Below are 24,151 nucleotides of genomic sequence, written 5' to 3' on the forward strand. Positions count from 1 at the left end.
AAAAAGTGACCATGGTACTTCTGTCCGTCCTCGACCACGTGACGCGTGCGATGCTCGTGCGCCGCGGCGTCGAGAGCCGCTTCGTCGAAACGCCCGTCGGACGCGTGCACGTCTACGACGCGCGTGGCGAGGGAGCGGCCCCGCCGGTCGTGTTCCTGCATGGGATCGCCGCGTCCTCCGCGGTGTTCGCGCCGACCCTCGCCAGGCTCCGGAAAAAGAGCCGTCGCGTGCTCGCCGTCGACGCGCCGGGCCACGGCCTGTCGAGCCCGCCGTGGATGACGCTGGGGCCCGAGCGTCTGTTCGAATCCCTGGCCTACGTGCTCGATCACGAGCTCGACGCGAAGGCGCTCGTCGTGGGCAACTCGCTCGGCGGCGCGATGGCGCTCAGGTACGCGCAACGAAGGCCCGAGCGCGTCGCGGGCCTCGCGCTCACCTCACCAGGCGGCGCGCCGGTCGAGGATCCCGAGGAGCGCGAGCGTTTCCTGCGCGGCTTCGTCATCGAGAGCGTGCGCGACGCCCGCGACTTCCTCGGGCGCTTGAACCACGCCGTGCCGTGGTACGGGCCGCTCGTCGCGCCGGACATCGTGCGTATCTTCAAGAACCCATCCGTGCGTTCGATCCTCGACGGGCTCGAACCGCAACACTTCTTCGCCCCGGGCGAGCTCGCCTCGCTCGCCATGCCGATCCACGTGATCTGGGGCAAGTCGGACCGCGTGATCCCGCCGTGTTGCCTCGGGTTTTTCAAGAAAAACCTGCCTCCGCACACGGTCTTCCTGGAGCCCGAGGGCATCGGGCACTCGCCGCACACCGAGGACCCGAAGGCGTTCGCGGACTTCGTGCTCGGCGCGCTCGAACGGGCCTCGTGAGCCGCCGCCGCGCGCTGCGTCTCGCCGCGCTGTTCGTCGTGGTCGCCGTGGCGTTCGCGCTCTGGCGACGCGATCACGAGGAGGCCGGGTATCCCTTCACGCCGGATTTCCCCGGCGCGGCGGGCGTGCTCGCGCGGCTCGCGCCGCCGGTCCTCGATCGCGCCGAGGCGAACGACCTCGCGGAGCTCGACCGCGTGATCGGCCGGCTCGACGCCGCGCTCCGCAACGCCGAGGCCAAGAAGACGCTGCTCGGAGCCGAGCGCATCGACGCTCTTCGGGCGGAGGATCGCGGCGCGATCCGCGACGTCTGGTCCGACGCACTCGAGCCGCTGCTCGCGCTCGACGCGCTGAAGCACCGCTACCAGGGCTTCTGGAGCATCGACTACAAGGCGCACCCGCGCCTGCACGCCCGCGCGTATGCGCTCGCGTTCGCGGCGCTCTGCGCGGAGGTCGAGGCCGGGCATCGGCTGATCGAGCTCGTGGGCGGGCGCGACGTCGCGCCGAAGCTCTTCGACGAGGCGCGCGAGGACCTCGGTTTGCCCCCGGGCACGTTCGGCGCGCTGCGCAAGCACCTCGCGCGCTCACGTGACCTCGCGATCGTGCCGGCAGGCGAGGCTTGGTTCTCGACGTGGATCGAGCGGCACCTCGACGACGAGGGCGGCGCGAAGCTCGCGGGCCTCACGCGGGCGCGCACGGCGCGGGCGAAGGCGCGGCTCGGCGTCGAGGCGACGGCGAACGTGGCGCGGAACAAGGCCGAGGTGCTGCGCGGCGAGGCCTTCGAGCGCTGGTTCCCCGTGCAGAAAAACGTGGCCGAGTGGTTCGGCGACACGCGCGTCGTGGCCGAGGATCGACGGCTCATCTCGGATGCGCAGATCACGGAGCTCGGGCGCGCGCTCCGGCCCGGCGACATCATCGTCGAGCGGCGCAACTGGTACCTCTCGAACGTGGGTTTGCCCGGGTTCTGGCCGCATGCGGCGCTCTACGTGGGCACGCCGGAGGACATCCAGAAGACGTTCGACGCGGATCCCGAGACGCGGGCGCGCTTCGGCGTGTTCAGCGAGCACCTCGCGCGCGAGCGTGCCCGGGGCTGGAAAGAGCTCAGCGAGAAGGACGCTTCCGAGCACCCGCACACGGTGATCGAGGCCGTGAGCGAAGGCGTCGTGGCCGCGTCGCTCGAGCACTCGTGCGGCGCCGATTACGTGGGGGCACTCCGGCCGCGGCTCTCGCTCGTGGAGATCGCGGCGGCGATCGATCGCGCGCTCGGTTTCGTGGGCCGGCCCTACGATTTCAACTTCGATTTCGGGACGGATGACGAGCTCGTCTGCTCGGAGCTCGTCCTCAAGGCGTACGAGCCGAAGAACGACGGCGCGCCGGGGCTCCGGATCCCGTTCGTCAGCATCGCCGGCCGCCGCGCGGTGCCGCCGACGGAGATCGTGCGCCTGTTCGCGGCGGAGCAGTCCCGCGAGGATCGCCAGCTCGATTTCGTGTATTTCCTCGACGGGCGCGAGCGCAAGGAGCGCGCGATCGTGGCGAACGCGGACGCTCTCGCCCAGAGCGCGCGCCGGGCGAAATGGGACATCGTGCAGCCCTGACGGCGCAGCGCCGGGGTTTCACCCCGGACCCGAGCAGGGGCTGTCCGCCCCTGCACCCGGACCAGGCACGGCCTGGACCGAAGGCGGAGAAACCGCGCGATGCGCGTTTTCTCCGACGGGCCCGTGACAAGACCACGAACCATGTTGCCAGCCGAGACGGCAGCGCTGCCCTGCCGGGTGGCGACGTTGTTCCTGTCGACAGCGCGCATCGCGCGCTGTCGCCCCGCGTCCAGGGCTTGCCCTGGTCCGGGGTGCAGGGGGCGGACAGCCCCCTGCTGGGGTGCGGGGCAACGCCCCGCGCATCTCACGGCGCGCCGGGATCGATCTTCGCAAAAACCTCGTCGCGTGGCCGGGCGCGGTAAAACAGGCTGCGTTTCGGCGCCTCGGCCATGATGCCCTCCCAGGTGCGGCGGCGCGGGCGCTTCATCTGATCGGCGAGACCAAATGGAAACCCCGTCACGGGGTCGGCGCGCTCGACGAAGATCGCGTGCTGGTGGATGTGCTTGTCGCGCTTCTCGCCCTGGATGGAGACGATGTCGCCCGGACGAACCTCGTCCGCGAAATCGCGTAGCTCCGCGAAGAACCGCGAGCGCTCGCCGAAGGGGATACGCTCCTCGCCGCGGAAGCGGCGGACCTCGAAGAGCTCGGGCTTCGCCTCGGCGAACTCGCCGAACGAGATGACGCCGCGCCGGTTCTTGATGCCGGATTCGTCGAAATCGAGACGGCCCACGGCGCGGCCGGGTTTGTCGCCGCGGGCGCGGTACCAGGTGCCCGCAGCGCGCTCGTAGGTATCGAGGACGAAATCGACGCAGACCTCGGGCGGGCGCGGGCGGCCGGTGGCGTCGAAGACCGCGTAGCGTTTGTCCTCGAAAGAGAAACTGTCGCGGCCTTGGAGATAGGCCGTCATCCATTGTGGCCTGAGGATGCCGTCGCGAAAATGGTCGGGCTCGGCCTCGGGGCGATCGAACGGGAGCGCCTCGTCGACGGCGCGGCTCACGGCCTCGCGGATCGCCTGCATCGCGCGGCGTTTTTGCGCGGTCTTGTCCTGGAAGGCGCGGACGGCGTCGCGGATGGGGCGCTCCTCGGCGATGCATTCGAGCGAGAGGCGCGCGCCATCTCCGCGGAGGAGCGCCGCGGCCCAGGTCTCGCCGAAGCGGAGATCGGCGACGATCGCGGATTCGGTCGTGTGGCGGAGGCGCGCGCGCTCGAAGCCGATTTCGTCGGCGAGCGCGGCGAGGTCGCGGTGGAGCGGACGTTCGAGCTCGGCCTCCGTCACGGCGACCCGATCGCCGAAAAGCAGATCGGCGGGTTTGCCCGCGGCGTCTTGATAGCGGATTTCGCGGCGGACCTCGACGCGATCGAGGGCGCGGATCTCGTGGCCGCGCAGGAGATGGATGCGGGGCTCGTCGAAGAGGTCCGGCAGCGTGATTTGTGTGACGAGGGCGAGGGCGTCCGCGGGGTCGGACGTATAAGCGTAGCCCTCGCGGAGGACGAGGGCGCGGAGGGCGCGGGGATCGCCGCGGTGCCGCTTCCGTAGCCCGCCGACGCGGCCGCCCGGGCGCTCCTTGGCGAACAGGCGGGCCGAGGGGACGAGGCGCGCGTCGAGGTTCTCCTCGGGCACCGGCGCGGGCTCACGGACGAAGACGACAGGCTCGCCGCGGGCGCGGCCAAGGATCTCGATCCGGGCGGCGTCGAAGGCGGGCGCCCCGGGGGATGCGGGCGAGGCGAGGATGTCCGCGACGCGGCGCCGGCAGGCAATGGCCTCGTCCTCGACGTTCGGGGCGGCCGGCGCGGGGGCGGAGGCGGTGGGCGCTGCCGTGCTGGCGAGCGCGGGCACGGGGAGCGGGCCGCGGTCACAGGCGAGGCCGAGGAGCGGAAGGACGACGGTCGGGAGGAGTGCCCAGCGCATGGGGGGACCGATGGACGAACGAGGGGGCCCGGGGAATTCCCACGATCGAGGCGCGGCGTCCATCCGCCGGCGCATCCAACGCGACCGGGCGAGCGTCGTTGCCTCGGATCGGACGAGTAATGTCCGATGTCCCGTGAATACGACGACGCACTGCGCCGTGGGCCGCGGCAAGGGGACATGGACATTGTCAGTCCCATCGCCGGACATTCTCCTCGACAATCACGAACGCGCCGGATCTCCTTTGAAACAAGGGCTTCCGGCTTTTTTCCAGGAATTCGGTTCGCGGACGGAGAATGTCCGATCGCGGGATCGATTCCATTGCGGCGAACCCGGAGATTGCGTATGCATGGGCTCACGGCTCGCGGGACATGAGCCGGCGCTCGGGGAGGCCGATCGCGCGAGAAGCGCGGCGTGGGCCGTCTTTTGTGCGGAGTGCGGCCGAACGTGGGCGCGCCCCCATTTCGAGCGAACGACGAACGACTCGAACCATTCCTCGGACCTGGCCATGCAAGGAATCGACGTCTTCTTGAATACTTACGTGCGGATCGACGAGGGAACGGCCGTGCTCCTCTGCTCGCATCGCTCCTCGGTGCGTACGGCGGCGTGGATCTACGCGGCGCTCTTCACGCGCGGCACGGGCCCCGAGATGTATTGCTTCGAAGAAGACGACGAGGTCGGCGACGAGGCGGTGACGGCAGCGATCCAGGCGCTCCGCGCGCGTCCGGGCGTGCGGCGCGTGGCCGTGATCGTATGCGAGCCGGGCGGACCGTCTCTGCAAAACGCGCTCTCGGCGGCCCAGGGTGACAAGCCCGAGCGGACGCCGATCTTCCGCATCTCCGGGCGCGGGATGGGGATCTTCGAGACGGGATTCGCCGCGGCCGAGGACGACCTCGAAAACGAGGGCCTCGGGCTCACGCCGAGCGACATCGACGATCTGCTCACGCAATGCGACACCGAAATGGGCGATCTCGACGATCGCGATATCGAGGAGGTCGCCGCGATGGCCCTGGAAGAGGATATCGACGCGCTGAGCGACGAGGAGCTCGCCGCGCTCGCCGAGCTCGAGGACAGCGAGCTTCTGGAGCTCGCGACGGCCTGGGGCGAGGAGGGTTTCCGTGTACTTGCTTGAAGAGGTGCCCGTGCGACGAAATGCATTGCAGCAACCTTCGAGCGGCCCCGCGTCGCGGCGGCGCGTGGACGGGCGGTTCCTCACGGACGAGCCGCTCGCGCCCTACGACCGCCACGTGCGGCGGGAGCTCGCAAGCTGGTCGGCCGAGGCGCTGCGAAGGCTCGACGAAGCGCCCGAGGACCCGACGGAGCGCGCCGCGGCGCTCGCCCGCGCGCATCAGGACGCGGCCCTCATCGCGAGTTACCTGGACCGCCCGAACGAGGCGCGGCTCGTCTGTCACGCGGGGCTCGATTGCGTGGCGGAGCACGCGGAGACGTCGGGCGACGAGGCCATCTTGCTCCTCGGCTTCGGTCCGCTCGTGGAGCTGTCGCGGCTCGACGCGCGGCTCGGCCGGACCGACGAGGCGCTCTGCGTGCTGGAACGGCTCGCGGGGCTCCTGCGCGGTCAGGGGCTCGCATTCGGGGCGCTTTCGATCTCGGCCGCGACCTGGGCCCGCATCGGGCCGGGGGAAGGCGGCGCCGAGGGCGCGCTCGCGTCGATGGTGGCGATCGAGACGGAGCGGACGCTGCTCGGATCGGGGCGTCACGAGGCCGCGCTGGAGATCGCGCGGGGTCAGGCGCCGTCGCCGCACGATCCGGTGCTCGAAGCGATGCGGCGTGAGGCCTACCTGGTCTCGCTCTGCAGGCTCGGTCGTGGTGAGGAGGCGCTGCTCGTGGCCGCGCTCTGGGCCGCGGAGGCGCACCCGATCCGGCGGCCGATCTTCGAGATCCGCCACGCCGAGGCGCTCGCCGCGTTCGGCGATCCGGTGCGGGCGCACGCGATCGCCGAGGAGTGCGTGCGGCGCGTGGAGTCGCGCCTCGCGGCCGGGCCCGCGACGCTGTTCGATCTGACGATCGCGGCGCGCGTGTCGCGGCTGCTCGCGACGCTCGGAGATCCCCTCGCCGGCGAGCTCTGCCGGACGGCGCTGCCGGCGGCGACGTCGCTCGGAGACGTGCCGCTCACGGCGGAGCTCGCGTTGCGGATCCTCGCGACGGACAAACGCACGGAGGTGCGCGCCGAAGCGCTCGAAGCGCTGCGCGCGATCGCGACGGGCAGCGGCTATCGGATCCCGGCGGTGGAGCGCGCGGTCGAGGCTGAGGACGGGCCGCTGCTCACGCGCTCGTTGAAGGAACGCGCGCCGAGTTATCCGCGGCTCTTCGAACGCCTGCTCGGCTTCCCGCCCGATGCGCTCGATCGTTCGTCGAAGTGACGAGCTAGTAGGAAGACACGCGCCCCTCCGCGATCCTGGCGAGTTTTTCGCGTGCGCCGGCGAGCCATGCGCGCGCCTCGACCTCGTCCTTGCCGTGGAAGAGGAGCCGCTTGTGGTTGCCGAGCAGCACGGTGGCTCGCATGGCCATGTCGAGCGCGATGCGCGTCGCGAAGCCTCCACCGTACGTGGCGATGGCGCGCGGCGGCATGCGCGGATCGGGGGCACGCACGAGTTTCCACCCCGCGGTCGACAGATGGCCCGAGCGCCCCAGCGGGACGAGCACGAGGACGTAAGGCTTCGAAAGCGTCCACGTCACGACGTCTCGAATCATCGGGCTGATCTCGTCCCCGATGTCGCCGTGTAGGTCGATGAACACGAGATCCGGATCCTCGAACACGAGGCGGTGCGTACCGAAGACGACCTCTTGACTCACCCATCCTCCTTCCCAACCGTCCGATGTAGCAGAAACACGCGCTCGCAACGCCGTCGCGGCGCCTTCAACGCCGTCGACGGACGCGCGTGCATCGTGCGAGGATGCGCCCCCAAACAGGCGCAATCCGCGCGCTGGCTCATCAAGGACACGAAGGGGTGATGGAGCATCGGGACGAGGTGGAGGCGCTGCGCGCCGAGGTGAGCGCGCTCCGAGCAGAGCTCGCAGAGGCCCGCACAGCGCGTGACCGGGAGAGGCATCTCGCATCGGGCTACCGCGAGCTCTTCCACGGCGTCCCCACTGCCATGGTCCTGACCGACGGCCTCGGGCGCTTCGTGGACATGAACGAGGCCTTCGTCGCGCTGCTCGGCTACACCCTCGACGATCTGCGGGGCCGTTCTTCCGACGAAATTTCACATCCGGATGATCTGCCGGTCGAACGGCCGCTCGTCGCCGCGCTCACGCGCGGCGCGCGGTCGTTCGTGGAGTTCGAGAAGCGCTACCGCCGCAAGGACGGGACCTGGATGTGGGCGCGCCTGTACACGGGCGTCGTGCGGAACGAGCAGGGCGAGATCGTCGCGTCGTACGGGGCGCTGAAGGACGCGGAGGAGGAGCTCAGCACCACGGTGACGTCGGTGCGCGCGGTCGAGGCGCGCAACCGCGCCCTGCTCGACGCGGTGCCCGATCTGCTCTTCGTGATGAGCCGCGACGCGCGGTTCCTCGACTGCAAGCCCGCGCGCGACGTGCCGTTGCTCGTCGCGCCGGCGCAGTTCCTCGGCCGGCGGCTCGTCGACGTGTTCGACACCGACTGGGCGCGAAGGCAAGCCGATGTCATTCGCGACGTGGCCGAGGACGGCGAGCCGAGGATGGACGGCTATTCCGTCGACACGCCCGACGGCTCCATGCATTTCGAGGCCCTGTACTCGCGAGCGAGCACGGGCGAGGTGGTCGTCGCGATCCGGGACATCACGAAGCGCGTGCAGGCGGAAGTCGAGCGGGATCGTCTGGCGCGCGAGGTGAGCGCGCAAGTGAACGAGCTGCGGCTGTGGAAGGCGCTCGCCGACCGCGCACCCGACGGGATCTCGATCGTCGGCCTCGACGGCAAACTCACGTACGCGAACGCGGCGTTCGAGGACATGATCGGTCGAGGCCCGCTCGTCGGGACCAACGTGGCGCGCCTGCTCGCGACGGCCGAGGAGGCGCGGACCATCGACACGACGCTCCGGTCCGAGGGCCAGTACCGCGGGGAGCTCGTGCTCCTGCGCGGCGATCGGTCGCAGCTCTCCACGCATGGCGTGCTGTTCGTCATGACGAACGAGGACGGGACGCCCGCGTCGTTCGGTACGATCATGCGGGATCGGACCGAGGAGCGGCGCGCGGAGGAGGAGCGGCTGCTCCTGCGCGAGAAGCTCATCGAGGCGCAGCAGAAGCTCATCGAGGAGCTCGAGACGCCGATCCTGCCCGTGGCGCCCGGCGTCCTCGTGATGCCGCTCGTGGGGCGGGTGGATTCGGCCCGCGCCGAACGGCTGCTCGGATCGCTGCTCGAGGGGACCACGGCGCACGGGGCGCGCGTGGTGATCCTCGACATCACGGGCGTGCCCGTGGTGGATGCAGACGTGGCCGAAGGCCTCGTGCGGGCCGCGCGCGCGGTGCGGCTGCTCGGCGCCGAGACGATGCTCACGGGCATCGGCCCCCTCGTAGCGCGGCAGCTCGTCGCACATGCCGAGGAGGTCTCGGTGCTCCGGCCGTGCAGCACGCTCGAACGTGCGGTCGCGATCGCGTTCGGGATGTCGCGGCGCGGCAGCAGGCCTAAAGCAAGCTGATCATGTCGACCGTCCCGGCGTAATCGACGCGCGGCTCGCGCGACGATGTGACCGTGGGATACGCGCAGAGCGCCTGTTCGAGGGCGTGGCGCGATCCATCCCGTGGGAGCTCGAACGAAATGCCGACGCCGTGGCGGCCCTCGAGCTCGCCGGCGATCCGCGCGACCTTGCCGCGCGCATCGATCCATTGCTCGCGCCCGGGGATGCGGAGCGTGATCAGGACGTCGTCGCCCACGGCGGCGGGCCCGTCCGAGACGAGGAGCATTCCGCAGGTGGACAGGTCGACGCCCCGAGCGCCGAGCAGGGTGAAGTCGTCCTCGCGCACGACCTGACACTCGACAGTCACGGCATGGCGCGGGGCGCGCCGCTCGTTGGCTAGCAACATCTCCATCAGTGGCCTCCTCGCGCGGAGCCTACCGAGCCCCCTCGACACGGCCAAGAAAGCGCCTTTCCCACACCGCGTTGGGATACGCTCGGAACCATGCTCTCGCGTACCTTTCTCCTCGCGCTCCTGCCTCTCGCCTGCCTCGCCTGCAGCGATCCGGACTCGAACGAGCCGCCGCCGATCCAAGGCGGGCCGCCGAAGGAGATCGTCTGGAGCGCCCTGCCCACGGACGGCGCGCCTGCGCCACGGTACGCGCATTCGGCCGTGTGGACGGGCTCGAGGATGATCGTGTGGGGCGGCGATCTCGGGGGAAACCCGGCCGCGACGAATACGGGCGGCAGCTACGATCCGGCCACGCGCACGTGGACGAGCACGAGCACGACGGGCGCGCCGGCCGCGCGGTTCTCGCACACCGCATTGTGGACGGGCTCGAAGATGATCGTGTGGGGCGGCTTCGGCGCGACGGATCTCGAAGCGGCGGGCGGGATCTACGATCCGGAGACGGACACGTGGGCGCCGATGAGCACGATGGGACAACCGCCGCCGCGCTTCGCGCACACCGCGGTGTGGACCGGTTCGAAGATGATCGTGTGGGGCGGCGCGAGCGGGGCGAACGTGCTCAATTCGGGCGGGATCTACGATCCGGCGACCGACACGTGGACGAGCACGAACGGCGCGGGGAGCCCGCCGGCGCGCCGCTACCATGGGGCCGCGTGGAACGGGAAGCAGATGCTGGTCTGGGGCGGGACCGACGCGTTCGATTGGCGGAACGACGGCATGATGTTCGATCCCACGGGGACGCCGCAGGGCGTGTGGATCCAATCGACGAGCACGAGCGGCGCGCCGGAGGGTCGCGAGCGCATGACCGTGGTCGCCACGGGTCCGTCGTTCCTCGTGTGGGGCGGATGGAATGGCGGCGTCAACTTGAACACGGGCGGCCAGCTCGACGCGGAGTCGATCGAATGGACGCCGATGACGATCAACGGCGCCCCGGGCGCGCGCGCCGACCACGCGAGCGTATGGGCCAGCAATCACCTCGTCGTGTGGGGAGGTTGTCAGGAAACACCGTGCATGCCGGACAGGATCGAGGGCGACGGGGGGCAATACGTGCCGAGCAGGAGCGGCGGCACGTGGTACCCGATCACGGCGCAGGCGAGCCTCTCGCCGCGGTATGGGGCGACACTCGTGTACACGAAGAGCTCGGTGATCGCGTGGGGCGGGCGAACAGATCCGTCGACGCGGACGAATACGGGCGCTGAAGCGCCGCTTTGAGCTAGAGCGCCGAACAGTTCGGCGCTCTGCGAGATCGCGACGCGGTTTTCGCCTCGGGGGGTGAATCGGCCGGGCTTTGCCCGGACGAGAGGGGGACGCGAGGCGTCCCCCTCGGGACGAAAGAAGCCTAGAACATCGAGCGGTTGTCAAACCGATCGATGTTCTAGGCGACGAGCACGTGATATGCCGCGCTGACTTCGGCGAACCGGGCGGCGTTGCGATCCCGCGTCGCCGCGGGGGCGGTGACGTGGCGATCGGGATGGAGCTCGATCGCGAGCTTGCGGAAGGCGCGCCTCACGTCGTCCTGGCCGGCCGTCTCGGGGAGGCCGAGCTTCTGCAGCGCGCGCCGCTTCGCCTCGGGGATCGGATGTCCAAACCGCGAGGACGACCCGCGCGGCGGCTCGGTGCGTCGCCCTTCGTCGGCCTTCGGCGCGCCGGGGTAAAACCTCTGCGCGCGCGCCGGCGCGCGGCGGTAGCGAACCTCGGACGCGGGGACGAGATCACGAAGACGCGGGCGGCCCACCAGGAAATCACACGGTTCGAGCGGGTGAACACGGCGCGCTGCGGCCTTCGTGGGCCTGGCCGTATGGAACGCGACAGCCGCGTCCTCTAGCTCGAACAGCGCGTCGAGCTTCATGCGGAGCTGCACGCGCAGCGCGGCCTCGACCGTCGCCGGATCCGCGAGGCGCTCCGCGACGAGGATCTCCCCGCTCGGCCGCGGATCACCATCGCCGAGCCGACGCAGGAGCGCGCGAAACGCAGGATCGGCGAGGAAACCTTCGCGCCGAAGAAGCTCACCGAGCGGCGGCGCAGGCAAGCTCGTTTCCACGCCGGCGACGAGGCCCGAGGCCAGGTGGATCTTGTGTCGCGACGTCGCCGCGCCCGGAGGCGCCCAGAGATCGGTGAGCTCGAGCGTGCCCGTCGTCCGCTGGCGATACAGCCTCCCGAGCAGATCCCCGAGCGTCGTCGCCGAGAGCCGGCTGGGCAGGATCATGGGCGTCGGTTACCCAAAGCCTCCGATCGTGGCCAAGTTTTTGTAGGATGCGGGCCATGACGCTTCCCGCGCCCGCCGCCGACGTCGCCCGAGCCTCGTTGCTCGGCTTCTCGAGCCGGCTGCGAGATCTGCTCGCCACGCTGGAGTCCGCCGCCCTCGTGGGTCAATCGGAGGTGCGCATGCGCGGCCTCGGCGAACACCTGCGCTTCGCGTGCCTCGCCCTCCCCTGCGCCGAGGCGCTCGTCGCGCTCGAAGTGGAGACGCTCGGCCGGCTCAGCGTCCCCGTCGTGGCCAACACGCAAGGTTATCGCCGCACCACGCTGGAGTTTCTGCCGAGCGGGACGCCTTTCGCCTACTTGCTCGGCGGCGGCGGCGCGCACGCGGCGGAGCTCGGCCCCGACGATCCGATGATCGCCGCGCTGCGCCCCGCCCTCGCGACGAAGCCCACGGCCGGCATCTTCGTCCCGATCCGCATCGGCGAGTCCACGATCGGGGGCGCGGCGCTGCTCGCGGAGGACGCGCCGCTCGGCGATCACCACCTCGAGATGGCCGAGCGCCTCGCCGAAGTGCTCGCGTTGACGGTGGAGTCGTTCCGCACCGAGCAGATGATCTTCTCGCTCTTCGCGCGGGCGCTGCCGGACCTGCTCGGCGCGGACGCGCCCACGTCGCTGCGCGAGTCGCTCGCGCAGTACATCCACGCGCTCCGGCTCGGGCCGACGTACAAGGAGCGGCTCGAGCTCGCGCTCGCCGTGGGCAAGCTCTGCGATCGCGGGCCGGCCGAGGCCATGCTCTGCGCCGAAGTGCTCGCGCGCATCGACGCCTACGCGGCCTCGATGGGCGGCGTCGCTTCCTACGACGGGACGCCATGACGGAGACGAACCCCGAAGCGGCGGAAGAGCCCCGGCGCGTGCGTGTCGCCCTCGTGGACTCGGGCGTGGACACGTCGCACCCGTGGCTCGTGAACGCAGAGCTCCGCTCGCTGCGCGTCGAGCGAAAAGGCGAAGGGTACGCGGTTTGTCCCGACGATCCGGTCGATCGATCGGGTCACGGGACAGCGTGCGCGGGCATCATCCACAGGCTCGCGCCGTTCGCCGAGATCACGAGCGTCTGCGTGCTCTCGCCCGAGGGCCGATGCTCGCGCGACGGGCTGCTCGCGGCGGTGCGCTTCTGCGTGCGCGAGGGCTTCGACGTGGTGAACCTGAGCCTCGGCATCGACGTGCCCAAGGGCGCGCCGCTCCGGCCGACCGACTACAAGTCGATCGTCGAGCTCTACGAGATCGCGGACATCGCCTACACGGCCGGCGTCGTGCTCGTCGCCTCGGGGCCGAACGCGTCGGCGTTCCGGACCTATCCGGGCCGCTTCAAATCCCTGATCGGCGTGGGGCGCGCGTCGTCCGACGATCCGGAGTTCTTGCGGACCGAAATCACGGTCGACTGGGAGATCCTCGCGCCGGGCAACGACGTGCTCGCGCCCGCGCTCGGCGGCGGTGAGCGGCGGTGGACGGGCACCTCGTTCGCCGCGCCCCACGTGGCGGCGCACGTCGCGCGGCTCCGGCGCGACCGATCCGATCTCTCGATCCAGGACATCAAGGCCGCGCTGCACGCGCTCGCGGCCCGGCGGCTCGAACGCGAAGCAGGCCTTCCGCGTGTCTCGATGCCCCCCGCGCAGATCGATCACGGAGGCGCGCTCTCATCATGATCCGTCCCTTGGACCCCCTGAACGAGGTCTCTTCGATCGCGCGGCTCCTGAAGAGCGCGCCCGCGGAGGAGGCGCACGCCGAGATGGCGCGCCTCGAAACCCAAGGCCTCGACCCCTTGCGCGCCGCCGCGCGAAACTTCGCGAAAGGCGCTCTCGGACAGCGCGAAGGCGCGCTCGACGTGGCCCGCGAGAGCCTGTCCGCGGCGGCCGCGGCGTTCGCGGATCTCGGCGAAACACGCGCGAGCAAGATCGCGCGGTGCGAGGCGCTCCTCGCGGCCGTGCGGCGGGGCCCGCGCCCGGTGTATCGCGAGTCGATCGCGACGCTCGAGGCGATCACACGGGAGGCGGACGGCGACGCGCTCGTCGAGGTCGTCGCGACGCACTACCGCGGCACGGCGGAGCGGCTGCTCGGCGACGCGGCCGCGACGCAGCGGAGCCTGCTCTGGGCGCTCGAACGATCGCAGCCGTTCCTCGACGAACGCGCGAAGATCCTGAACTCGCTCGGCACGCTCTACGTGGTCATGGGCGCGCACGGCGCGGCGCGGGAGCTGCTCGAGCACGCGGCCGAGCTGCACCACCAGCACGGCGACGTCATTGGCGAGGCGATCTCCTTCGGTCAGCTCGGCTCGGCCGCGCTCGCGCTCGGCAACCTCGAACGCGCGCGGCATTTCTTGCAGCGGCAAGAGTGGCTCTGCTCGCGCGTCGGCGACGTCTTCGGCCAGGCCCGCGCGCTGAACTTCCTCGCGGACGTGGCGAGCGCGCGTGGCCGCCCCGACGACGCCCTCGCCCTCGCGACCCGCGCCCGCGAGATCGCTGCCGCCGCGCGCCCGCCGCTCCGCCTGTGGATCGCCTACGCCACGCGCGCGATCGGCCGCGCTCGGATGGACCTCGGCGATACGAACGCGCGTGAAGAACTCGAAGCGGCCGCGACGCTGTTCGGCGAGGTCGGCAATCCCCTCGGCGCCGCGCTGACGAGCTGGGATCGCGCGCGGATCGAGGCACGCGCGAACGCCGCCGCGCCCGAGCCGCGGGCGCACGCGAGCTTCTTCGGCCCCGCCTCGCAGCTCGCCGCGCTCGGCCTCTCGGGCCGCGTCGCCGAGGTGCTACGGGACGATCGCACGTTCTCCCGGTCCGACGCGCGCGCCTCCGAGAAGGCCATCGCGGCCGCGTCGCAGGGCTTGCCGCACCTCTCCGTGGCGCAGGAGGTGGAGCTCCTCCACGGCTCGCCGGACGAGCTCGCGCGCCTGGCCGAGGCGAAGACCACCGCACAACGCAACCTCGCCCGCCTCTCCTCGTTTTGCCTCGCTCCCCCGGGCCTCCTCGTGGCGGCCGTGGCGAGCCCGAGCGCGGGCACAGGAAGGCCCTCGCTGCCTTCCGAGCGCAGCGCGGCCGCGGCGATCGCGGACATGCCCGGCCTCGTCGTGTGGGCCTGGGTCGCGAGCGCGCCGGTCGACGAGGTGGCTCGAGATCTCGCCTCGCTGAAGGTCGCGCTCGGCGGCGATGCGCGGGCGAGGCTCTCACGCGTGGCGGACGCGCGGGTACTCTCGGCGCCACTCGCGGGCGAAGTCGGGCCCCTCGTCGAGGCGCTGGATCTCGGCCCGATCGTGGCTGCGGCGCTCTCCTTGCCGCCGGGGACGCTCGAGGTCGGCGCGGGCATCACGTGGGATGCCGAGGCCGAGGGGCGCGCGGTGATGGCGGGCTTTGGGGTGCGCAGGGATCCTACGGACGGGCCCGCTTGACGTAACGTCACCTCCCCCTATGTTCCGCGTCGCCGGATGAAAAAACCCGAGACGTTCGAGGTGCGGCTCGCGTCGGCGACGATGATCGCGCCGATGGTGCGGCAGCTCGTGTTCGAACGGGTCGACGGTCGGCCTCTCGATCACGACCCGGGTCAGTGGATCAACCTCGCCTTGCCGCTTCCCGAAGGCGAACGGCGACGCGCGTATTCGATCGCGTCGGCGCCCGACGGATCGAACCGCTTCGAGCTCGCCGTCACGCGTGTCCCCTGCGGCTCGGGCTCGATGTTCCTCCACGATCTCCCCGAGGGCTCCGTCCTCTCGGCGATCGGCCCGCATGGCCTGTTCACGCGCGCGTCCGAGGACCCGAGCCCTTCGCTCTTCGTCGGCACGGGAACGGGCGTGACGCCGCTCCGCGCGATGATGCAGGCCGCGCTCGCGACCCGTTCGAGGGCGCCGCTCTGGCTCCTCTTCGGCGCGCGCTTCGAGGAGGACATCCTCTACCGCGCCGAGATGGAAGCCTTTACCCGCGCGCATCCGCACGTGCGGTACACGATCACGCTCTCGCGCCCTGGTGAGTCATGGACGGGCAAGAGCGGTTATGTCCAGACGCACGTCCCTGCCCTGCTCCGCGATCTCCAAGCGGCGAGCGCGCCAGCTCTGCCACACGTCTACGTTTGTGGCCTCGAACGAATGGTGAAGGCCGTGCGCGAGCTCTGTCGCCACGAGCTCGGCGTCGACCGCAAGCACGTGCACACCGAGCGGTACGACTGACGACGCCATTCGCCCGAGGGCAAGCAATACTCGGGGAAGCCGCGCGCGCGGCCTCTCGCCAGGAGTCTCCGCATGCCCTCGCTTCGCCCTCGTTTCGTGCTCTTCGCGTCGTCCTTGCTCGCCACCTTCGCGACCGGCTGCGGCGACGGCGGCGGTGGTGCCGGCGGCTCCGGCGGCTCTGGCGGATCGGGCGGGAGCGGCGGATCGCATGCAGTCGCGTGTGACGAAGCGCCGACCACGCTCGATCTCTCGGGCACCTGGGCCGCCTACGCCCGGCTCGCCGTGACGCTCGAAGGGACGCCCGGCGGCGCGATCACCATCTGCCCCGCCGATCAGATCGGCGAGTCGACGATGCTCCTCTTCGTCACGATGAGCGCGGACATCATGTTTCCGACGCAGCTCTTCGTGAGGTCCACGCTCTGCTCGATCGAGCTGCCCATCGTGACGGCGCTCGTCGGCACGTGCGACCCGAACGCGGAGACGCTCGTGTCGACGCAGATCATTGCACCTCAAACGTTGATCGACGCGCTCCCCGGCGTGCCCGCCGCGCCCGTCGCGGGCTCGCTCGACGGTCTCTCGCCCGGCGCCGAGCTCGCGGTCGAGCGCTTCTTCGTGACCGTCGGCTCGAACGAGACGGGTCTCTCGATGCCCGCGTGGAACGACGCCGCCGCGGGGTGTGGCGGGACGAACCTCGGCCGCACGGACCTCTGCGAGCCCACGTGCGTGACCGACTGCATGGGTCTGCGCGACGACGACGGGGATGGTTATCCGGGCGTCACGGTCGAGGTCTGCGGAAAAACCTCGGACGACGTGAATTCGGGCGTCGCCTGCAACGCGGCGGAGCCCAATGTCCCGGGGACGACGCTCCAGGGCCGCGCCTTCATCGACATGGAGATCAATCCGCTGTTCACGGGCCAGGCGAAGAGCTCGTGCGAACTTTCGGGGACCGTCGACTCCGAGGTGCTCTACAACCTCGTCGGCGCGGACATCTACCTCGCGGGCACGCCGATCGGGGTCACGAGCGCGATCAAGTCGCTCCCCACGTTCCAGGTCGAGCCTCTGGACAGCCGTTTCCGCATGGTGCGCATCGACGGCAAATTCGGCGCGCCCGACTGGAACGTCGACCCCCAGAACGCTGCCGCGGCCTGCGCAACGCTCCTCGCGCGCCAAAACGAGCTCTGAGCAACCCGCCGTAGGGACGGGCGACCCATCGCGTCGACGAGCGCCAAAATCCCGGCACGTTCGGTGGACGACGGCTGGCGCCGAAGCTATAAATTTTCCATGTTACGTCGAATGTCTGCTCTTGGAGAAGCTTCTTCTATGCGAGGAGGGGTCATGCGTTTCGTCTTACTGGCTCAGGTTGCTGGGGCCGCGCTGTTTTTGGCAGGATGCCCGGGAGATCAGCAGGTCGAGCCCAGCGGCGGCAACGGCTGCCCGGCCGGTCAGGTCTGTCCCCCCGGAGCGGGCGGCGGAGGCAACGGCGGAAACGGCGGCGACGGCGCCGGCGGCGCGGGCAACGGCACCGCGCAAGGCGGCAGCGGGCAAGGCGGCGCAGGCAATGGCGGCGCGGGCGGCGCGGGCAACAATGGCGGCTCGGGCGGCGCGGGCAACAATGGCGCGGGCGGCAATGGCTCCGGCGGCGCGGGCAACAATGGCGCGGGCGGCGGCACCGGCGGCACCGGCGGAAACGCGGCGGTCTGCGAGCCGCTCGAGGCCGACGTCAATCTCAAGCTCGTCCCGGCGACGAAGTGTTACCCGCAGCAGCCCGAGATCCCGCAGTGCCAGGAGATCATCGACGGCCCCTGCTGCCCGATCAGCGTGGTCGCCCAGGATCTGCCCGAGGTCATCGCTTACAAAGAGGCGCTCCAGAAGTTCAAGAACGAGAGCTGCGAGCCGGCGGAATGCCCCCTTCCCTGCCCGGCGATGCCCCAGTTCAAGTGCACGGCGGACCAGGGCGATCCGACCACGGGCACCTGCACGCCGGTCACGCCCTGACGCACCGGGAAACCCCCTCCACGCTCCCCTGCCCCTTCGTCTTCGCCCCCGCGGCGCGGAGAGAAGGGGCAGTCGTTTTTTTGGCGCCTCTGCGCGCCGACCGATGATTCGATACCGATCGCCCCTCGCGACCGAGGCGGAAGATAGAGGAGCTCCCATGACCCCGCATGAATCCCTGTTCGAGCAAGCCGCCCGCGCCCTCGAAAACGCGCGTGCACTCGTCATCACGGCGGGCGCGGGCATGGGCGTCGACTCGGGGCTGCCCGATTTCCGCGGCAACGATGGGTTCTGGCGCGCCTACCCGCCGTACAAGGAGCTCGGCCTCGGCTTCTCGTCGCTCGCGAATCCACGCTGGTTCGCAAGCGATCCCACCCTCGCGTGGGGTTTTTATGGTCATCGCCTGGAGCTCTACCGGACGACCGTGCCGCACGCGGGCTTCGAGATCCTCGCGCGGTTCGCGCGGCGCATGGCAGAGGGGTATTTCGTGTTCACCTCGAACGTCGACGGTCAGTTCCAGCGCGCAGGCTTCGACCCGGAGCGCATCGTCGAGTGCCACGGCGCCATCGACTTCCTGCAATGCACGGGCGTCTGCGGCGCCGGCATCTTCCCCGCGGACCCGTACCACGTGAAGGTCGATCGCACGTCGTTTCGTGCCGCGGAGCCGCTCCCGAAGTGCCCACGCTGCGGCGCGATGGCCCGCCCGAACGTGCTCATGTTCGGCGACGGACACTGGGATGGAAGCCGCTCGTACGCGCAGGAAGAGCGGCTCGGCGCGTGGTTTTCGGGGCTTTCGCGCGAGGCGCGCGGACGCGTCGTCGTCATCGAATGCGGCGCCGGGACGGCCATCCCCACGGTCCGATCCTTCAGCGAGCGCGCCGCGAAGAGCCTCGGCGGCCTGCTCGTTCGCATCAACGTGCGCGAGCCCGAGGTCCCGTCGGGCCATGTGGGTCTGCCGCTCGGGGCGCGCGCCGCGCTCTCGGAGATCCAGCTCCGGTTCGCGCGCGGCGCCCAGGTTTGACGCCGCGCCCCGCACGGGCGCCAAGACTGGGACGCCAAAAAAAGAAGCGGCGGCATCCCGGAGGACGCCGCCGCTCTTTTTTCGTTACTCGGACGAACTACGCCGCCTTGCGCCGCCGACGCGCCGCCACGAGCGCGCCCGCGAGCACGAGGACGACCGCGCTGCCCGCGTCGCGGGTCTCGCCGACGGTCCGGCAGCCGCAGCTCTCGTCACTGCCCGGGTCACGCCCGCCGGTACCCGCGCCGCCTTCGCCGCCGGCGCCGCCGGCGCCGCCCATGCCGCCGTCGCCGCCCATGCCGCCGTCGCCGCCGCCGCCGCCGGCGCCGCCCTGACCTTCGAGCTTGCAGTCGAAGGTGCAGCCATCGCCGGAGACGCCGTTCGCGTCGTCGCACTCCTCGGTGCCACCCCAGACGAACCCGTCGCCGCAGCTCGCCTTGAGGCAGCCGCTCAGGCAGGCGTCGAAGTTCGACGCATTGCCGTCGTCGCAAGCCTCACCCGGCTGCACCACGCCATCGCCGCACGTCGCGCTCGTGCACAGGTTCGAGCACGCGTCGTCGTTGTTCTGGTTGCCGTCGTCGCAGGTCTCGACGCCGAGCTCGACGTAGCCGTCGCCGCAGGCCGCGGCCTTGCAGTCCTGCACGCAAGCGTCGGAGTTCGAGCTGTTCTCGTCGTCGCACTCCTCGACGCCATCGAGGACGAACCCGTCGCCGCACGTCGCGTCCTTGCACGTCGTCGGGCACTCGTCGGTGTCGTCGGTGTTGCCGTCGTCGCACGCCTCCACGCCCGCGCGGACGAACCCGTCGCCGCACGTCGCGTTCTTGCACGTCACGAGGCACGCATCCGTGTTCGACACGTTGCCGTCGTCGCACTCCTCGTTCGGGCCCACGATGCCGTCGCCGCACCCCGGCAGGCTGCAGTTGTTCTTGCAGCCGTCGGTGTCGTTCTGGTTGCCGTCGTCGCAGGCCTCGACGCCGCCTTGCACGTAGCCGTCGCCGCACGACGCGCTCTTGCAATTGAGGACGCAGGCGTCCGTGTTCGATGCGTTGCCGTCGTCGCACGCCTCGACGCCCTGCTGGACGACGCCGTCGCCGCACGTCGCGTTCTTGCAGGCGTTGAGGCACGCGTCGCCGTTCGTCAGGTTGCCGTCGTCGCACTCCTCGACGCCCGCCTGCACGTGGCCGTCGCCGCACACCGCATTCTTGCACGTCGACGGGCACTGGTCGCTGTTCACCATGTTGCCGTCGTCGCACTCCTCGACGCCCGCTTGCACGAAGCCGTCGCCGCACGAGGCCGGCTTGCAGCTCGCGAGGCAGCCGTCGCCGTTCGACATGTTCCCGTCGTCGCACTGCTCGACGCCCGCTTGCACGAAGCCGTCGCCGCACGAGGCCGGCTTGCAGCTCGCGAGGCAGCCGTCGGTGTCCGACATGTTCCCGTCGTCGCACTGCTCGACGCCGGCCTGCACGTGGCCGTCGCCGCACGACGCGGGCTGGCACGAGGCGAGGCACGCGTCGCTGTTCGACGTGTTCCCGTCGTCGCAGGTCTCGACGCCTATCTGCACGTGGCCGTCGCCGCACGACGCGGTCTTGCAGCCCGCGACGCAGCCGTCGGTGCTCGACATGTTCCCGTCGTCGCACTGCTCGACGCCGACGTTCACGTAGCCGTCGCCGCACGAGGCCGGGACGCACATCGCGAGGCATGCGTCGCCGTTCGACGTGTTGCCGTCATCGCACTGCTCGACACCCGCCTGCACGAACCCGTCGCCGCACGAGGCCGTGACGCACGTGGTCAAGCAGGCGTCCGTGTTCGATGCGTTCGCATCGTCGCACTGCTCGGGGCCGTTGACCATGCCGTCACCGCAACGCGGGCCGGGCCCGGAGCAATCGGCCTTGCAGTAGCCGTACTGGCCGTTCTGCACGCCGTCGTCGCAGATCTCGCCGCTGTTCGTCACGCCGTCGCCGCAGAAGAAGGCCGGCGCGTACTCGTAGGCGCCCATGTCGTACGCGGCGCCGTTGATCCCGTCGCCGTCGATCGGGCGGATCTTGCCTTCGATGTCCGAGTTCGGCGCGCCCATCGGCGTGCCCGCGTCGATGCACACGCTCCCGGACGCGAGCTTGAGGTCCGTCGGCGCGTTGACGAAGTTCGGGTTCTGCGAGATGCAGCCCGTACCCGCGGCGGCGCTGGAATAGTTGCTGCTCGTGTTGCCCCAGACGTTGGAGTACGTGATGTTCGCCGCCGTCGTGCCGTTGGCGGTCACGCGGTAGACGCCGTACTGCTGCGGGCTCGACGCCAGACTCGTGATGATGGCGTTCTTGATGTTGACGGACATGGAGCCGCCGGTCGCCGCGAAGACGTACACGCCGTAGGTGCCGTTGCCGTGGATCGTCGCGTTCGTCAGGTTGAGCGTGCCGGCCGCGCCGCTCGACGCGCCCGTGCGCACGCCGTACGTGCCGCTCGAGCGAATGAGGGCGTTCTCGACCGTCGTGATCGAATTGCCGCTATTCGGCACGAAATACAGGCCCAAGGTCGAGTTCCCTTTGAGGGTCAACCCCTGCACCGTGGGCGCGGCGGTGCCCGTCACGTACATGCCGTACGAGCCGTTGTTCGCCGTGACGTTCTTCAGCGTCGGCGTGCCGGCTTCGAGGTAGACGCCGTACGTCGACGCGTCGCTCGCCACGTTCGTGAGCGAGAGGAGCGAGCCGTTGGCCGCCGAGCGCACCGCGTACGATGCGTACAACAGGTTCACGTTCGTCAGCGTCGCGCCCTTCGACGTCGACGGGACCACGACGCCGTACCAGTTGCCCGTGCCCACCGTCGTCGCGCGCAGCGTGATCGGCGAAGCACTCGTGCCGAGCGCGTCCAGCGTGCCGTTCACCCGGATCTCGCCGCGCGCCGTGTCGTCGCCCGACCCCATGAGGTCGCCGTTCGAGAAGTTCACCACCACGCCAGGCTCGATCGTGAGCTTCGCGCTCGGTCCCACCGTCATGTCGCCCGCGATCGTGTAGGGCGAACCCGCCAGCGTGAGCGTCGTGTTGACCCACAACGTCCCGTGGTAGCCGGGCGTCGCGTCGTTCGTGTAGTCGAGCGGCCCGAGATCACCGCCCGCGTCACCCGCGAAGCGCGACGGCGAGTTCGACGTCAGCCGCATGTTCGTCGGGACCGACACGTACAGCGGGTTTGCCGAAAAACACCCCGTACCCGCCGCCGCGCTGCTGTAGTCGGCGCTCGAACTGCCCCACACGTTCGAGTACGTCGTCGTCACCGCCGTCGTGCCGTTGGCCGTCACACGGTAGATGCCGTACTGCTGCGGGCTCGACGCCAGGCCCGTCACGTTGGAACTCTTCACGTTCACCGTCGTCGAGCCGCCCGTCGCCGCGAACACGTACACGCCGTACGTGCCGTTGCCGTGGAGCGTGCTGTCCGTGATGTTCACCGTCGACGTCGCACCGGAGCTCGCGCCCGTGCGCACGCCGTACGTGCCGCTCCCCTGCACCAGGCAGCCCGTGAAGCTGTTCGTCGTGATCCCGCTCGACGGCACCACGTAGATGCCCGCGCTCGTGTTGTTCTTCGACGTGCAACCCGAGACGGTCGCGGACGTCGCGCCCGTGACGTAGAAGCCGTACGAGCCGTTGTTCGCGGTGACGTTGGTGAGCGTCGGCGTGCCGGCTTCGAGGTAGACGCCGTACGTCGACGAGTCGCTCGCCACGTTCGTGAGCGAAAGAAGCGAGCCGTTGGCCGCGGAGCGCACCGCGTACGAGCCGTACTGCAGGTTCACGTTCGTCAGCGTCGCGCCCTTCGACGTCGACGGGACCACGACGCCGTACCAGTTGCCCGCGCCCACCGTGGTCGCGCGCAGCGTGATCGGCGAAGCACTCGTGCCGAGCGCGTCCAGCGTGCCGTTCACCCGGATCTCGCCGCGCGCCGTGTCGTCGCCCGACCCCATGAGGTCGCCGTTCGAGAAGTTCACCACCACGCCAGGCTCGATCGTGAGCTTCGCGCTCGGTCCCACCGTCATGTCGCCCGCGAGCGTGTACGGCGACCCCGCGAGGGTCAGCGTCGTGTTGACCCACAACGTCCCGTGGTAGCCGGGCGTCGCGTCGTTCGTGTAGTCGAGCGGCCCGAGATCACCGCCCGCGTCACCCGCGAAGCGTGACGGCGAGTTCGACGTCAGCCGCATGTTCGTCGGGACCGACACGTACAGCGGGTTTGCCGAAAAACACCCCGTACCCGCCGCCGCGCTGCTGTAGTCGGCGCTCGAGCTGCCCCACACGTTCGAGTACGTCGTCGTCACTGCCGTCGTGCCGTTGGCCGTCACACGGTAGATGCCGTACTGCTGCGGGCTCGACGCCAGGCCCGTCACGTTGGAGCTCTTCACGTTCACCGTCGTCGAGCCGCCCGTCGCCGCGAACACGTACACGCCGTACGTGCCGTTGCCGTGGAGCGTGCTGTCCGTGACGTTCACCGTCGACGTCGCACCGGAGCTCGCGCCCGTGCGCACACCGTACGTGCCGCTCCCCTGCACCAGGCAGCCCGCGAAGCTGTTCGTCGTCGTCCCGCTCGACGGCACCACGTAGATGCCCGCGCTCGAGTTGTTCTTCGCCGCGCAACCCGAGACGGTCGCGGACGTCGCGCCCGTGACGTAGAAGCCGTACGAGCCGCCGTTCGCCTCGACATTCGTGAGCGTCGGCGTCCCGGCTTCGAGGTAGGCGCCGTACGTCGAGCTGTTGATGACCGTGTTCGAGACCGCGAGGCCCATGGCCGTCGCGCTCGATCGAATCGCGTAACTCGCGTTCGTCATCGTCGCGTTGGCGATCGTCGCGACGCCCGTCGACTCGACGACGATGCCGTACCAGATGCCCGCGCCCGAGCCGCTCTGCGCCGCGAAGGTCACGGGGCTCGCCGCCGTGCCGTTCACGTTGAGCTGGCCCTTGGCGGTGATCTCGGTGCGCGCCGAGTCGAGGCCCGCGGCCTGGGCGTCGCCGTTCGCGAACTGCACGACGGTGCCGGCCTGGATGGTCAAGAACGCGCCTTCAGGCACGGTGACGTCGCCCGAGACGATGTACGGGCTGCCTGCAGGGGTCCACGTCTGGTTGATGACGTTGCCGCCCGTGACATTCGTCGCCGCGCGCGCGGCGCGTGGCACGAGGGCCACGAGGGCGAGCGCGAGCGCGAGCACCACGAGGTGCGCGGCACGCGCGATCGATCGATTCGACATACGAGAAGCCTCCGGGGACGAACCCCGCCTTCGAGACTGTTGGGGCACAAATCATCCGGCGTACGCCG

At 70.3% G+C, this 24,151-nt stretch carries 18 protein-coding genes; 13 read left to right on the forward strand and 5 right to left on the reverse strand.

The window, feature by feature from the left end; genetic code table 11:
* Nucleotides 1–11 precede the first annotated feature (11 nt).
* Together KEG57_RS31910 and KEG57_RS31915 are read left to right on the forward strand one after the other, a co-directional pair.
* A complete protein-coding gene (locus KEG57_RS31910; protein ID WP_272421123.1) occupies nucleotides 12–866 on the forward strand; it encodes an alpha/beta fold hydrolase in 855 nt (284 codons plus the stop codon).
* Nucleotides 863–2,458 (forward strand): YiiX/YebB-like N1pC/P60 family cysteine hydrolase, encoded by a 1,596-nt coding sequence (locus tag KEG57_RS31915; RefSeq protein ID WP_272421122.1) that lies wholly within the window; start codon nucleotides 863–865, stop codon nucleotides 2,456–2,458. The genes KEG57_RS31910 and KEG57_RS31915 overlap by 4 nt, the downstream gene beginning before the upstream one ends.
* Before the next feature lie 304 nt (nucleotides 2,459–2,762).
* Here KEG57_RS31915 and KEG57_RS31920 read toward each other — a convergent pair whose 3' ends face one another.
* Nucleotides 2,763–4,367 (reverse strand): hypothetical protein, encoded by a 1,605-nt coding sequence (locus KEG57_RS31920; RefSeq protein ID WP_272459145.1) that lies wholly within the window; start codon nucleotides 4,365–4,367, stop codon nucleotides 2,763–2,765.
* Between the two features lie 505 nt (nucleotides 4,368–4,872).
* Between KEG57_RS31920 and KEG57_RS31925 the strand changes: the two genes are divergently transcribed.
* Both KEG57_RS31925 and KEG57_RS31930 read left to right on the forward strand, forming a co-directional pair.
* Nucleotides 4,873–5,496 (forward strand): hypothetical protein, encoded by a 624-nt coding sequence (locus KEG57_RS31925; RefSeq protein ID WP_272421120.1) that lies wholly within the window; start codon nucleotides 4,873–4,875, stop codon nucleotides 5,494–5,496.
* Entirely contained in the window at nucleotides 5,483–6,745 is a 1,263-nt protein-coding gene (locus KEG57_RS31930) for a hypothetical protein (protein WP_272421119.1), read from the forward strand. The genes KEG57_RS31925 and KEG57_RS31930 overlap by 14 nt, the downstream gene beginning before the upstream one ends.
* Before the next feature lie 4 nt (nucleotides 6,746–6,749).
* Here KEG57_RS31930 and KEG57_RS31935 read toward each other — a convergent pair whose 3' ends face one another.
* Nucleotides 6,750–7,178, reverse strand: a complete 429-nt coding sequence (locus KEG57_RS31935) for a hypothetical protein (RefSeq protein ID WP_272421118.1) — start codon at nucleotides 7,176–7,178, stop codon at nucleotides 6,750–6,752.
* Between the two features lie 158 nt (nucleotides 7,179–7,336).
* Here KEG57_RS31935 and KEG57_RS31940 point away from each other — a divergent pair, with 158 nt between their 5' ends.
* Nucleotides 7,337–8,998 carry a PAS domain S-box protein gene (locus tag KEG57_RS31940; protein WP_272421117.1) on the forward strand — a complete coding sequence of 554 codons (1,662 nt, stop codon included), beginning with the start codon at nucleotides 7,337–7,339 and terminating at the stop codon, nucleotides 8,996–8,998.
* Here the strand turns inward: KEG57_RS31940 and KEG57_RS31945 are convergent.
* Nucleotides 8,985–9,389 carry a PilZ domain-containing protein gene (locus KEG57_RS31945; RefSeq protein WP_272421116.1) on the reverse strand — a complete coding sequence of 135 codons (405 nt, stop codon included), beginning with the start codon at nucleotides 9,387–9,389 and terminating at the stop codon, nucleotides 8,985–8,987. The genes KEG57_RS31940 and KEG57_RS31945 overlap by 14 nt on opposite strands.
* 90 nt (nucleotides 9,390–9,479) lie before the next feature.
* On the opposite strand from KEG57_RS31945, the gene KEG57_RS31950 reads away from it, so the two are divergent.
* On the forward strand, nucleotides 9,480–10,655 hold the full coding sequence (locus KEG57_RS31950) for a Kelch repeat-containing protein (RefSeq protein WP_272421115.1): 1,176 nt from the start codon (nucleotides 9,480–9,482) through the stop codon (nucleotides 10,653–10,655).
* A gap of 163 nt (nucleotides 10,656–10,818) precedes the next feature.
* Here the strand turns inward: KEG57_RS31950 and KEG57_RS31955 are convergent, their stop codons facing one another.
* Entirely contained in the window at nucleotides 10,819–11,649 is an 831-nt protein-coding gene (locus KEG57_RS31955; protein ID WP_272421114.1) for a J domain-containing protein, read from the reverse strand.
* 56 nt (nucleotides 11,650–11,705) lie between these two features.
* Here KEG57_RS31955 and KEG57_RS31960 point away from each other — a divergent pair, with 56 nt between their 5' ends.
* The 7 genes from KEG57_RS31960 to KEG57_RS31990 all read left to right on the forward strand — a co-directional run bounded on the left by KEG57_RS31960 (nucleotide 11,706) and on the right by KEG57_RS31990 (nucleotide 18,871).
* Nucleotides 11,706–12,518, forward strand: coding sequence for a hypothetical protein (locus KEG57_RS31960; RefSeq protein ID WP_272421113.1), 813 nt, complete (start codon nucleotides 11,706–11,708; stop codon nucleotides 12,516–12,518).
* On the forward strand, nucleotides 12,515–13,348 hold the full coding sequence (locus tag KEG57_RS31965) for a S8 family serine peptidase (protein WP_272421112.1): 834 nt from the start codon (nucleotides 12,515–12,517) through the stop codon (nucleotides 13,346–13,348). Before KEG57_RS31960 ends, KEG57_RS31965 begins: the two co-directional genes overlap by 4 nt.
* The gene (locus tag KEG57_RS31970) at nucleotides 13,345–15,087 is read left to right on the forward strand and encodes a tetratricopeptide repeat protein (protein ID WP_272421111.1); all 1,743 of its coding nucleotides are present in this window, start codon (nucleotides 13,345–13,347) and stop codon (nucleotides 15,085–15,087) included. The genes KEG57_RS31965 and KEG57_RS31970 overlap by 4 nt, the downstream gene beginning before the upstream one ends.
* Nucleotides 15,088–15,123: 36 nt before the next feature.
* Nucleotides 15,124–15,858 (forward strand): ferredoxin--NADP reductase, encoded by a 735-nt coding sequence (locus KEG57_RS31975; RefSeq protein WP_272421110.1) that lies wholly within the window; start codon nucleotides 15,124–15,126, stop codon nucleotides 15,856–15,858.
* 72 nt (nucleotides 15,859–15,930) lie between these two features.
* A complete protein-coding gene (locus KEG57_RS31980) occupies nucleotides 15,931–17,040 on the forward strand; it encodes a hypothetical protein (protein WP_272421109.1) in 1,110 nt (369 codons plus the stop codon).
* A 153-nt stretch (nucleotides 17,041–17,193) separates the two neighbouring features.
* Nucleotides 17,194–17,853, forward strand: a complete 660-nt coding sequence (locus tag KEG57_RS31985; protein ID WP_272421108.1) for a hypothetical protein — start codon at nucleotides 17,194–17,196, stop codon at nucleotides 17,851–17,853.
* A 157-nt stretch (nucleotides 17,854–18,010) separates the two neighbouring features.
* Nucleotides 18,011–18,871 (forward strand): SIR2 family NAD-dependent protein deacylase, encoded by an 861-nt coding sequence (locus tag KEG57_RS31990; protein WP_272421107.1) that lies wholly within the window; start codon nucleotides 18,011–18,013, stop codon nucleotides 18,869–18,871.
* Between the two features lie 97 nt (nucleotides 18,872–18,968).
* Here the strand turns inward: KEG57_RS31990 and KEG57_RS31995 are convergent, their stop codons facing one another.
* On the reverse strand, nucleotides 18,969–24,083 hold the full coding sequence (locus KEG57_RS31995; protein ID WP_272459146.1) for a DUF4215 domain-containing protein: 5,115 nt from the start codon (nucleotides 24,081–24,083) through the stop codon (nucleotides 18,969–18,971).
* Nucleotides 24,084–24,151: the final 68 nt, after the last annotated feature.

This window comes from Polyangium jinanense (genome assembly GCF_028435365.1).